General features: G+C 52.1%; 6 protein-coding genes and 1 tRNA gene. 4 read left to right on the top strand and 3 right to left on the bottom strand.

Annotation, left to right across the window (positions count from 1 at the left end):
- The 3 genes from LAT75_RS13455 to LAT75_RS13465 form a co-directional block, all read right to left on the bottom strand.
- Positions 1-1,445 (bottom strand): hybrid sensor histidine kinase/response regulator (locus LAT75_RS13455; RefSeq protein ID WP_291483196.1); only part of this gene is annotated, 1,445 nt, incomplete at its 3' end.
- The gene (gene urtA / locus LAT75_RS13460; RefSeq protein ID WP_291483197.1) at positions 1,442-2,749 is read right to left on the bottom strand and encodes an urea ABC transporter substrate-binding protein; all 1,308 of its coding nucleotides are present in this window, start codon (positions 2,747-2,749) and stop codon (positions 1,442-1,444) included. The genes urtA and LAT75_RS13455, both read right to left, overlap by 4 nt.
- A gap of 419 nt (positions 2,750-3,168) precedes the next feature.
- Positions 3,169-3,504 carry a DUF4342 domain-containing protein gene (locus LAT75_RS13465; protein WP_291483198.1) on the bottom strand — a complete coding sequence of 112 codons (336 nt, stop codon included), beginning with the start codon at positions 3,502-3,504 and terminating at the stop codon, positions 3,169-3,171.
- Positions 3,505-3,600: 96 nt separating this feature from the next.
- On the opposite strand from LAT75_RS13465, the gene LAT75_RS13470 reads away from it, so the two are divergent.
- The 4 genes from LAT75_RS13470 (at position 3,601) to LAT75_RS13485 (ending at position 10,583) form a co-directional block, all read left to right on the top strand.
- On the top strand, positions 3,601-5,139 hold the full coding sequence (locus tag LAT75_RS13470) for a YifB family Mg chelatase-like AAA ATPase (protein ID WP_291483199.1): 1,539 nt from the start codon (positions 3,601-3,603) through the stop codon (positions 5,137-5,139).
- 118 nt (positions 5,140-5,257) lie between these two features.
- Positions 5,258-5,331, top strand: a tRNA-Arg gene (locus tag LAT75_RS13475).
- Between the two features lie 807 nt (positions 5,332-6,138).
- On the top strand, positions 6,139-6,858 hold the full coding sequence (locus LAT75_RS13480; protein WP_291483200.1) for a hypothetical protein: 720 nt from the start codon (positions 6,139-6,141) through the stop codon (positions 6,856-6,858).
- A 674-nt stretch (positions 6,859-7,532) separates the two neighbouring features.
- Positions 7,533-10,583, top strand: coding sequence for a DUF499 domain-containing protein (locus tag LAT75_RS13485; RefSeq protein WP_291483201.1), 3,051 nt, complete (start codon positions 7,533-7,535; stop codon positions 10,581-10,583).
- Positions 10,584-10,671 lie beyond the last annotated feature (88 nt).

Consider the following 10,671-nt stretch of genomic DNA (forward strand, 5'->3'; position numbering starts at 1 on the left):
GCGATTTCGGCGATTTCGGCTTCAACCACATCGAGGTCGAGTCCGCCGGCCTCAATTTTGGAAAAATCCAGGATGTCGTTAATAACCCCGAGCAGGGCCTTGCCGGAAACATTGGCATTTTCGGCATATTGCTGCTGCGCATCATCAAGATTCGTATTAAGCAGCAGATCGGTGAAGCCGATCACCCCGTTCAGCGGGGTGCGTATTTCGTGGCTCATGTTCGCCAGAAAGGAACCCTTGGCAATGCTCGCGGCCTCGGCAGCCCGGAGGGCAGTGCTGAGCTCGGCGGTACGCTCCTCGACCTTGTGCTCCAGGTTTTTCTGGTGCGAGCGCAGTTTGCCGATCAGGTTGTTAAAAGCTTCACTGAGCTCGCGTACCTCGTGCCGGCCTCTTATTTCGAGCCCGTCAGGCAGGGGCTCATCATCCCGCAGCTTCACCTCCGCTGTGAGCAGCTCCAGCGGACGTGTAAGCAGGCGGTGCGCAATCCAGGCAAGAGCGGCAGCCAGCAGCAGGGCAAGCAGCATTACCAGGGCTGAAGCCTGCAAGAAAGCATTCACAGGCTGATAAATTTCGGCCGTGTCAATTTTCACCACAAGCCCCCAGTTCATGGCGGGGATGTAGCGCCACTCAGCCATCACCTCATTTCCGAGTGCATCGGTAAATATACCGCCTCCCTGATTGCCGCTCAGTGCCAGCCGCACCGTTGCGGAAAGCGGTTCGTGAACAGGCTGAGCGCTGCTGAGCGGGGGCGAAAACCGCGGCGTGCTGGTAAATACGAGCTCATCGTGCTCAGCGGCAAAAGTCAGCATTTCACCGGTGTTGCCCAAAAAATCAAGATTGCCGGTTATCGCCTGCAGCAGGGTTTCCGGCACTTTCAGCACCACATTCCCGGCTATGAGCCCGTCTCTGAAAACCGGCGAGGTGATAAAAGCTGCCGAAGTCTGTGCCGGCGGATACCAGGAGAAATTCGAAATTTCGGTCTGCAACAGAGTGTTGGCAGCATTCACGCTAAGCCCGATTTCATTACCAAGCCGCTCCGTATCGCTGATCCTGAGCCCGGCAAGCCCGGGATGCCTCATCGAAAAACGAACCTGCCCAGCGTCATCAATCAGCAGTAAATCGCCGTACCCCTTTTCCGAGATGTAGCTTTCCAGAAATGAGAAAAAAAGCTGGTCGGGCTGCGTTCCCGAAGCCGGCTGCTGCAAAAGCCGGTTCCACTCCGGCAGGCGCGAAAGCGTGTTTGCATCACTAATGCGGCTGTTCACCAGGTCCTCAATCTGATCGCGGCTGCTGTTGGCCAGGGCAATCAGATCCAGCCGCTGCTGCTGTTTAATGGATTCCCTGAATATGCTGTTTGCCGAGAAAAACAGGGCAAGCAGGGGCAGCAGGGCCACCAGCAAAATGAGCAGGCCGAGCTCAGCGGTATTCGATCGTAGTTTAATCATGGCCCCGGCACCCCCAGCACTTCACCCTGATTGGCCCAGTGACCGCCCCACTGCCGGTAGAGGCCGTCCAGAAAATCCTGCCACTGCTGCGCGCTGCGGTAAGGCGGGTAAGGCAGCGGACGCACCGGCTTGGGCGAGCTCCACACAATATCGAACTGCCCGTCGCCGCGAATGCGCCCGATGCGCACGGTTTTCCACAAATGCTGCGTGCGTGCATCTATGCTCACGGGCCCGTGCGGGGCCGCAAAAGAAAGCCCGCCAAGTTCGGCGCGAATGTTTTCGGGGGATGTGCTTCCGGCTGCTTCTGCCGCCAGTGCCCACAAATGCACCCCTGTCCAGGCCGCTTCCATAGGGTCGTTGATGACGGCATCTTCCCCGAAGGCCGCCTGGTAAGCCGCAACAAAAGCTTCATTGCGGGCACCGGATACGCTCTGAAAATAATTCCAGGCGGCAAAGTCGCCTTCGAAGGGCGCGCTGCCCATCATCTGAAGCTCGGTTTCCGCAATGCTGAAGGAAATCGTTGGTATAAGCTCCGGCGTGATGCCCCGCGCCCGCAGCGCTTTAAAAAACGCAATATTGCTGTCGCCGTTGAGGGTGTTGAGAATCACATCGGGCTGCAGCCGCACAATGTCATCCGCAGCTGACTCCACCTCCGTACTCCCCAAAAGCACGTAGGCTTCCCCCACAATTTCACCCCGCAGCGACTGCACCTGATCGCGGATGATTGCGTTGGCGGCATGCGGGAAAACGTAGTCTGAGCCTATCAAATAGAAGCGGTTGCCCAGCTGATCCATCGCCCATTTCACGGCAGGCATAATCTGCTGATTCGGCGCCGCGCCGGTGTACACAATATTGGGTGAAAGCTCCATGCCCTCATACTGCACGGGGTAAAACAGCAAATGGTTGTGCCGCTCAAAAACCGGCCTTACCGTACGGCGGGAATCGGAGGTCCAGCAGCCGAAAACCACCTTAACACCGTCGTCGGTGATGAGGCGTTCGGCCTCCTCTGCAAAAACCGGCCCTGCAGAGGCCCCGTCGCGAACAACGGGCTCAATCTGCCGCCCGTTAACCCCGCCCCGCGCATTGATTTCCTCAATGGCGAGCAGGGTTGCGTTCACCACACTCAGCTCGCTGATCGCCATAGTGCCGGTGAGCGAATGCAGCACACCAACCCGCACCGGCTCCCGCTGAGCTTCGGGGGAAGTGCTGGCGCTATCTGCTGAAACGCCTGCGCCGCAGGACTGAAGAAAAAAAATTGCCAGTACAATCAGCGTCGGTACAAATAAGAAAGTCTTCTTTAACAAAGCGGGTTCTGACTAATAATAATGATTGATTTGCACACTCCTGAACCTGCTGGGAACCGTTGTGAGAGGCACAAGAATGAAATAGCCGCAGATGATTTGGTTTTTCAATGGTTGCTGTTAAATCTAAAATAGTTTATTCCGATGTAATAATCACTTTCCTGTGTAACGATATACCTAACAAGCCTTTCGCTCAGACCATACTGCTCCGGCATGCGCGTATTTCAGCTGTGCCCCCTTTCTTCGTGCTGCCATGTAAAATTCTTTTTTTCCTTTTCAGCAGCCCCAAAAAATTCCAAAAACAGCTTCCTGCACGAAGCCCGTCCCCCTAACACAAAAACCCCGCGTCACCGACAGTGCGGGCGCGGGGTTTGGCTCAGGAGGCTGCAAGATTCGGCTTAACGGTTAGCGTCAGGCTCATCCTACTCTGAGACGATATCGGCTTCGACTTCCCATGCATCATCGAAGCCGGCTTTTTGGGGCTTACCTTCATCTTGGGCTGTTATCTCTCGCTTAATAATTACCTGTACATCATTGCTCAGCATCACAAACGCGGCCACCGTACTAATAATGGGATGAAGCACGAACAGGCCGCCGATTCCGACTGTACCCAGGGTGAGGGGGGCCTCAAAAAGGGTCTTGCCTTTTTTATTTCGGATAATGAGGCGCCGGGCATTTCCTTCGGCGATCATGCGGCGGATTTCTTCAATGAGGTGCTCGCCGTTCAGCCTGATTTCTTCAAAAGTAGGTGCGTTCATGGCAAGAAGTTTCTGATGGAGGTGTAAGGTTTGGCGCGTTACGCTCTCTTTATACGCAAACAAATTCCTATTGATACCTGAAATTTCTGATTATTTATGCTTGCACACACATTCTGCGCTTCCACCTACGGAGTTGATGCGCACATTATAGATGTAGAAGTTCACGCGCAGGGCGGACAGCCTTTCTACTCCCTCGTTGGCCTGCCCGACCGGGCCGTGAGCGAAAGCAAACACCGGGTTGATGCCGCCATTCAGGCCTCCCGCATGGAAGTGCCGCGCGGCAAGATTATTGTGAACCTCGCCCCGGCCGACCTCCCTAAAGAGGGCAGCGCCTTCGACCTGCCGATCGCTATCGGGCATCTGCTCGCGAACCGGCAGCTGATGAACGACAAGGTCCCCAAAACCGTACTGCTCGGCGAGCTTGCCCTCGACGGCGGGCTGCGCCCCGTGAAGGGCGTGCTGCCCATAGCCGTTGAGGCCCATAAACGGGGCTTCGAATACCTGCTGCTGCCCGAAGCCAATGCGGGTGAAGCCGCCGTAGTGAGCGGCCTGAAAGTTCTCGGCTGCACAAGCCTGCGGCAGGTTGTGGACTGGTTTAACGGCAAAGCGGAGGTTGCCCCGCATGTAACCAACCTCGATGAGCTTTTCAGCCAGCACACATCGGAGGTAACCGTTGACTTTGCCGATGTGAAGGGGCAGGAAAACGTGAAGCGCGCGATGGAAGTTGCCGCAGCCGGTGGCCACAATCTCGTGATGGTAGGTCCGCCCGGCTCGGGCAAAACCATGCTGGCCCGGCGGCTGTCCGGCATACTGCCGCCGCTCTCCCTCAACGAAGCCCTGGAAACGACCAAAATCCACTCCGTAACCGGCCTGATGCGCAGCGGCAGCAGCATCGTAACGACCCGCCCGTTCCGGGCCCCGCACCATACCATTTCGGATGTGGCGCTGGTAGGGGGAGGGAGCATCCCCATGCCCGGCGAAATCTCGCTGGCCCATAACGGCGTGCTGTTTCTGGATGAGCTGCCGGAGTTTCAGCGCAAAGCCCTCGAAGTGATGCGGCAGCCCCTCGAAGACGGCTTCGTGACCATTTCCCGCGCCCGCATGACCGTGAGCTATCCGAGCAAAATCATGCTCGTTGCCTCGATGAACCCCTCGCCCTCCGGCGACTGGTACGACCCCGGCAACCCCGAAGGCACCACACACGGGCAGATGCAGCGGTACCTCAGCAAAATCAGCGGTCCGCTGCTCGACCGCATCGACCTGCATGTGGAGGTAAACAAAGTGAGTTTCGAAGAACTCTCTCAGAAGTCGCAGGGTGAAGCCTCAGCCGCGATCCGGGAGCGGGTGATGGCCTGCCGGCAGATACAGCAGCAGCGGTTTTTGGGGATGGATGTGCACTGCAACGCGCAGATGAGCTCCCGGCAGGTACGAAAAATCTGCCGGCTCGATGATGCCGGCGCCGCCATCCTGAAACGCGCCATGACCAGCCTCGGCCTCTCGGCCCGGGCTTACGACCGCATCCTGAAGGTATCCCGAACCATTGCCGACCTTGAGCGCAGCGAGCAGATCAGGGGGCACCACATAGCTGAAGCCGTACAGTACCGCAGCCTCGACCGCGAAGGCTGGCTGGGGTAGCGGGAGGGAGCTGGAATGCCGTTTCAGACCAATGCCTGCAAGCAGCCCAAAAAATCAAAATTTGCCTGTTGCGCCCGTCTGAATACTGCCGTATATTTGAAGTCTGTTAAAAACAGAAGCGCTCGTAGCTCAACTGGACAGAGCATCTGACTACGGATCAGAAGGTTGGGGGTTCGAATCCTCCCGAGCGCACACCCTAAATTACAAGACACACATAGTTTGTAATTCCGGCCGCACCCGAGGAATCGGATGCGGCCTTCTTTTTTTAAGGCCGTTTTAAACAGGGCTTAAAGGCCCATTAAAACCGGGCTGCCTTATCAGCGCCCTTCCCCCGATAAATAATGGCCCGCGCATCGGGCTGATCAGGCGGGTTTAAGCCCCTTCCCCCCTTCCCATCCCTGCCTGTACGCTGTGCTTTGTCTGACCATCCTCCGGGCCGGAGCCTCACCCGGCGCAGGTGTTTTGTAAAATGTACCCAATTTGTCAGGAGCAAATACGGACCATTCCCGGAGCAAACACGGAGAAAACCTTGTAAAAAGGGTCCGGCAGACCGCGGTTTAAAGCCCAAATAAGGCCGGTCAGTGCGCGGCAGCAACCCGCCGGATTTACGATTTTTGCAATTTGCAACACTTTCCGGCTTACCACTTACGGCACAGGAAGTCATTTTCACAGGCATAGGGATGATGTTGCTTCTTCCCTTTGCGGCCTTCGCGTAACCCCTTGTGAGCATCGCGGCAAATACCGGCTGCCGGGGTTGACCGCTAAGGGTGTGAAGGTTGTGGGGATGGGGCGGAAAAAACCTCCAAGGTTTTGATGAGGGCTCCGTGGTGGGCAAAGACCTGACAGGTTTTGAAAACCTGTCAGGTCTGATAGCACATCCGTGTTCGGAGATCCGCCCCATCCGCGGGCTTTTCGCGGCTATCGTGTAAGGTTTTTCCGGCTTGGGGCTCTTTATGCAAGACCATCACCCCTACTCGTTAAGCCAACATCTTCACCTGTATGCCCGATTACACTCTGCCGCTGCTGCCGGGGCAGCTGTACCACATTTACACGCACGCCAACGGGGGTGAGAACCTCTTCCCCAAAGAACAGAACTACAGCTTCTTCCTGATGAAATATGCTCACCACATCAGTCCGGTAGCCGATACGCTGGCCTACTGCCTGATGCCGAATCACCTGCACCTGCTGGTGCGGATGAAACCGGAGGAGGTGGTGCGGAGGTATGCGGAAGAAAAGAAGAAGGGTGGCAAAAACCTTCGGGGTTTTGATCGGAGCTCCGTGGTGGTGAGCAAAAACCTCCAAGGTTTTGATGAGGGCTCCGTGACGGGCAAAGACCTGACAGGTTTTGAAAACCTGTCAGGTCTGCTCTCGAAGCAGTTTAGCAATCTGTTTAATTCGTATTCGAAGGCGTATAATAAAATGTATAATCGCAGGGGATCCCTTTTTGAAAGACCTTTCAAACGCAAGCCCGTAACCTCCGATGCTTACCTGCTTCGGCTGGTTGCGTATATCCACCTGAACCCGGTGCATCACGGGTTTGCGGAGCGGGCGGGGGATTGGCCGCATAGTTCGTTTCGGGCGTATGTTGAGCCGGGCAGGCGTTCGCGTATCTGCCGGGATCTGCTGCTGCATCTTGCCGGCGGTCCGGAGGCTTTTGAGGCCCTGCACCGCGATTGGATGCCCGGCCCTGATGATCAGGAAGACGGGCCGAAGTGGTAAGTACCGGCAGCCGGGCTTAACCGCGAAGGGCGCGAAGGGTGTCACGAAGGGTCGCAAAGGTGAGGGGGTTGCGTCCCGGCTCAGGTTCCTGATCTGCCTGCATCACCCATCCCCCCAAAAACGCAACGGTTTTGATACGGGCTACGGGGTGGGCAAAGACCTGACAGGTTTTGAAAACCTGTCAGGTCTGCTATAAGTACCCCGCCCGTTCCGCGGGCCATTGGCGGCTGCCGTGTTTACCGCTACGCACCCTGGGAATATTTTTGAATTTTTTTGGGAAGGGGTGACGGAAGCTGACACCCTCATCTATTATTTTATAGGGAGATTCGCCCGAAAAACGGGCTTTATTTTATTTGAATTCAACCTTTTAAACACCATGAAACTATTTATACTGCTTATTGCGCTCACATTTATCACTGCCTGCAAAGGCGAACCACAGCTTGATCTTACGGTCAAAGCCGATACTTCAAATAACCCCTTTAAGCCTGACTGACAAACAATTATCAATATTTTTCTATGGTTTGAAAGGCTTCATGTATTACCTTATTTAGATGATATTTGTAACATGCACTTAGCCGACGTTTTACGGCAGCTGTATAAAACATCATCAAAAATATTTTTGCATAAACATCCTATTTTGCAGCAGCCACAGGCCTTCTAACTTATCAGCCATTATGAAAACCTTACGAGAGCTTCTCCAGCCCAGACCTACCGTATTAAACAATACAAACACAGATATTGTCCTGAATCTTGACCTTTTATCTAAAGATAAAATAGACCCTCACAGCTTCTTTGAGGAAAACTATGTTACCAAAGGGATGGCAGACTTGTACCGGTATGTGTTTCAAAAATTTGAACATAAGGATGACGCTTTTCTCTTTATGCTGAAGCAATCAATGGGGGGAGGTAAAACGCACAATTTAATTGCACTGGGTTTACTTGCGAAATACCCGACTTTGCGGGAAAAGTATATGAAGGAATCTTACGACACTTCAGTCCTGGATGCAATCAAAGTAGTGACCGTTAATGGCCGGGATAATCATAACCTTGGTATATGGGGTACAATTGCTGAGCAAATCGGAAAGTCACAGCAGTTCAACAGTTTCTACCAACCTCTCAAAGCACCTGGAAGAAATGCATGGCTTGAATTGCTGAAAGGTGAGAAGCTTCTCATCATGATGGATGAGCTCCCTCCCTACATTTATGACCTGCAATCGCAGCCGATCGGAGGCTCTACCCTTGCCGATGTAACCACTACCGCACTTGCTAACTTGTTTAATGCAGCAAGTGAGCTTAAAGATATTGTAATCATTATTACAGATTTAGAAGCTGAGTTCGCAATGGACGGTCTCGGAATTAATCAGGCATTGATTAACCTGCAGGACGAAAGTAAAAGGTTTACAAGATTAATCGAACCCGTTAACCAGTCAAGCAGCGAAGTTTATCAGATTTTAGGGACCCGCTTATTTGAAAAGCTGCCACCAAAGGAGGAGGTGCTCGCTATTGCCGAGAGCTATGCACAGGCTTTGAAAACAGCCAAGCAAGCAGGCCTTTATGAAGGTAAGACCGAAACAATTAAGAAGCAGATTGAAACAAGCTACCCATTCCATCCTGCTACCCGTGACTTGATGGCTCGTTTTAAAGAAAACAAGGGGTTCCAAAAAACACGCGGGCTTATCCGGTTTTGGCGGGTAGTTCTGAACCGAATGTTCCATGAAACGGAAGGCTGGGCGGACGACCGTTACCTGATACACCCTTACGACATCGACTTAAACCACACTGATACTCGTAATATAATTGCCGATGTAAACAAAAACCTTGACAATGCGCTCTCTCACGACATAGCTGACCAAGGTAATGCAGTTGCTGAAAAAATAGCAGATCAGCACAATACCGACCTACCTATTAAGATTTCCAAGCTTATACTTTTCAGCTCCTTATCTACAATTACAAATCAGACAAAGGGGCTTAAACGGCATGAAATCATCTATGCTCTGGCAGGCCCCGATATTCAGCTTGACAGGGTTTATGAGTTCATTGGTGACCTACGGCAGTCCTCATGGTACATCCATCAGGATGCTGCTGAAAACATTTTGTACAAGCATGTACAGAATGTAGTCTCCAAGATGAATGACTTTGAAAAAAGCTTTACCACTGAATCAAACAAACAACAGGCTCGAATTGCTATTGCCGAGTTGTTCAAACCCCATCAGAAAGATTTATATGACAAGGTACTTACGCTACCGGGTCTCAATGAAATTACACTTTCGGCAGATCAGCTTTTGCTGGTTATTTCCGATTATCAGGGAAGCGGTTTAAACCCTGAACTTAAAGAAAAATGGGAACAGGATCAGTTTCGGAACCGGCTCATTGTAATTTCTGGTGATCCTGCAATTACCCAAAGGATTTACAGCCATATTGCAAGATTAAGGGCCCTTGAAAATATTTTCAACGAGTTCCAAACGGACAATGTGCCGGCAACAGACCCGCAGTACAAAGAAGCTGATGATCTTAAGGGGCGGGCTCATGTCAGTTTTCTGTCAGCAGTTACGCAGGCCTTCACAACCGTTTATTACCCTACAAAAGAGAGAAACGGTGAGTTCATCAAAAAAAATGAAATTCAGTTACAGTTTAGCGATAACAGGCTCAACGGAGAAGAGCAGGTTAGGCAGTTACTAATCAGTAACCAAAAGTTTTATACAGACCTGACAAGTGATACTTTTCGAAAAGAAGCAGAAGCTAAACTGTTCGGCGGGCAAACCTCAGTACCATTTACTGAACTTCGGAAAAGAGCCGCGCAATATACCCATTGGCCGTTTCACCACCCCCGTGGTTTGGAATCGCTGCGGGATACAGCTGTACAAAAAGGTTTTTGGAAAAATGAGGGCAGCAATGTCAACAAAGGCCCTTTTGAAAAAGAAAAGACTTCTGTACTGCTCCAGCCAAAAACCAGAGACGCAAACTCAGGCTACCAGCTCGTTACTTTAAAACCAATACACGGCGATAAAATTTACTGGGAAATAGGTAAAGATGTTACCGAAGCTTCCTCTCCGATCGACGACCTTTCAGAACCCTTCAAGATACAGCATATGGTCGTTTCTTTTTTGTGTGTCGATACCAGCGGTGCGCATAAAACCGGACAACCGGTAGTATTCCAAAACACCCTCGACATCAAGTACAGCTTTACCGGTACCGGTGATGAGCGCTATTGTGAGCTGAAATCGGTTCCTGATGGTGCAAAAATCAAATACACAACCGATGACAGCGACCCGGCCTCTCACGGTGGAATTTATGAAGATCGCTTTATAGTACCCGCTAATGCAACAGTGATTAGAGCAATAGCATCTTTGGAGTCTGTTAACTCTGATCCTTTAACTGCAACTGTTCCCAAAGGCAAGAATGTAATTACGATCGATGATTCTAAAAGCTATGCATTTAACTTCCCTACAAGACTCGACAGCACCCGGGACATCTTTGAGTGGCTGGAGAAAGTGGGCCATATCGACCTAATTATCGAGGCCTTTGAATACGCCGTTGTCAATACCGTGGAAACTCAGCGTTTTGCAGGTTATGAAGTTCATGGCATTGAACTCACCCTTGCTGATATTAAAACCCATATTGAGACTATTAGAGCACTTTTTAGTTTCGAAACAAAACTTACACTCCGGGTTAATAAACTCAGGTTCATGGATATTCCGGTCCATACTGACCCCCTCTGGCGGTAGCTTTTAGCCGCGAGTTTCAGCCTGCCATTCCGGCGGATGCTGACCCCTGTGTGTGATTTATGTGCGCCATGAATGCGTGCCCCTTTTA

The sequence above is a fragment of the Cyclonatronum sp. genome, from assembly GCF_022565315.1.
In the GTDB taxonomy this organism is placed as follows: domain Bacteria; phylum Bacteroidota; class Rhodothermia; order Balneolales; family Cyclonatronaceae; genus Cyclonatronum.